We start from the raw sequence: 1,888 nt of genomic DNA, 5'->3' as shown, positions 1-1,888 counted from the left end.
TAACCATAATTTTCTGAGCATCTTTTAGCGTAGAAAGCCTGTGTGCAATGATGATAGGAGCATTGACATCCTTCAGCTTCTTTATGTTCAGATTGCACAGCTTTGCTTTCATCTTCAAGGCTTTTGCAGACTGCATGATCTCTATTTCTCCGGTTTTCTGCTCCGGATCAAGGACAGACAGATTTTCAGCTTGTTCTTTTGTAATGGGTATTCCATGAAACTTCATTACTATCATAAAACAGGACAACCCACTGTCTTGTTTTTTTGCCATATTCTAACCTCCGTAAGCGCAAAAAGCGCAGTAGCATGAAAGCTGCTGCGCTCTCGCTATCTGTCTCTTTTACTGTAATGCGCCTACAAGCAGTGAATCTGTCAGAGAGGTATCTGCTGTAATGTCAGTGATGTTCACGCTGTCAGAAATCTGATCATTGTTGCCGAATGCGGACATATTCTCCGCAAGCAGCATTACCTGGACATCCGTCACATCCGAGATATCATCGTTCTCGTCAGTAAGCGCTGTACTCTCGGTCATATCGGTAATCACGGTGCTGCCATCCGTAAGAAGATCGGACAAGCATGTATCGTCTGCATACACGGATTCCAAAAGCTCTGCATTTACCTGCTCGGTATCCTCGATCTCGTCAGGCTGCTTTGTCAGTACAAGCTGCCATGTGTCCTTATCCACATATCCCTCTGCGCCGTCAGCGAACTTGAAGGTAAAGGTTGACTGTCCCCACTTGAAGTTGCTGATGGTCAGCACATCATCTGTACCATTCACAGAGATAAGCAGATTTGAGCCCCACTGGTCGGATACAGTGATCTCATTGGAGTTGATGTCGGTCAGCATTATGATGCTATGATCGCTGCCCCACTCATTGATGGTATCCTGTGCATAGCCCTTGGCGAATATATAAGTGTCCTCACCGTTACCGCCGTTGAGGGAGTCATTGCCAGTACCGCCATCGAGGATATCATTACCGTCATTGCCGTAGAGTGTGTCGTTTCCGGCTTCACCGTACAGTTCATCATTTCCGCTGCCGCCGCTGAGTCCATCATTTCCTGCGCCTGCGTGGATCACACCGCCGTCATTGCCCTGAATTGCAAGCCAATCATCACCATCGGTGCCAGCAATAGGAGCAGAAACAGCCTGAATATCATGCTGACCAAGTACTGTCTCATCATCGAACACGAAATTAAAGTCACAATTTGCTCTAAACTCAAAGAAGCCCTGAATAATCAGTCTGTCACCAGTATCCTCGCCAAAGTCAATCACAAGGTCGTTGTTCGCCATTCTGGTATTATGCATATCAGCCACTGTGTAGCCATGGATACGGATCGTGTTCAGGTCGGCAGAAGCGTTGATTGTATCGATGTCATAGCCAATACCAAAGATATAGGTATCACCGCCGTGGTCGCCCTGGAGATAGTCGTTGCCTGCGCCTCCGTCAAGAACATCTGCACCGCCGCCGGCATAGATCCGATCATCGCCGTCTCCGCCATAGAGGAAGCTTCCGTTGTCGCCGCTGTAGATGATGTCATTACCAGCACCGCCGTAAATAGTATTCACACCGTTGCCGCCGTAGAGATGGTCATCTCCGTTGCCGCCCTCGATATAGTCATCATCGTTTCCGCCGTAAATGTAGTCATCACCATCGCCGCCGTACATCTCATTGCTGCCGTTTCCACCGTTCATGGTATCATTTCCGGCACCGCCTTCGATGTAATCAGCAAGCTCTCCGCCAGTGAAGTTATCATCTCCGTCACCACCGTACATATAGTTCAAACCATTTCCGCCATAGAAGGTATCGTCGCCATCCCCACCATACATATAGTTGATGCCTTCACCGCCGACAAAGATGTCATTTCCTGTGCCGCCATACAATGTATC

General features: G+C 48.3%; 2 protein-coding genes. Both read right to left on the bottom strand.

Annotated elements, in window-relative coordinates; translation table 11 throughout:
- Positions 1 to 271: cysteine peptidase family C39 domain-containing protein (locus QVO51_RS00110; RefSeq protein ID WP_288167641.1), on the bottom strand; the 271-nt coding region annotated here is incomplete at its 3' end.
- A 69-nt stretch (positions 272 to 340) separates the two neighbouring features.
- Positions 341 to 1,888 (bottom strand): calcium-binding protein (locus QVO51_RS00105; RefSeq protein ID WP_288167640.1); only part of this gene is annotated, 1,548 nt, incomplete at its 5' end.

This window comes from Ruminococcus sp. CAG:379, assembly GCF_000434255.1.
Classification (GTDB): domain Bacteria; phylum Bacillota; class Clostridia; order Oscillospirales; family Ruminococcaceae; genus Ruminococcus_F; species Ruminococcus_F champanellensis.
The sequence above is the reverse complement of the archived record's forward strand: the minus strand, read 5'-3'. Positions and strand labels throughout refer to the sequence as shown.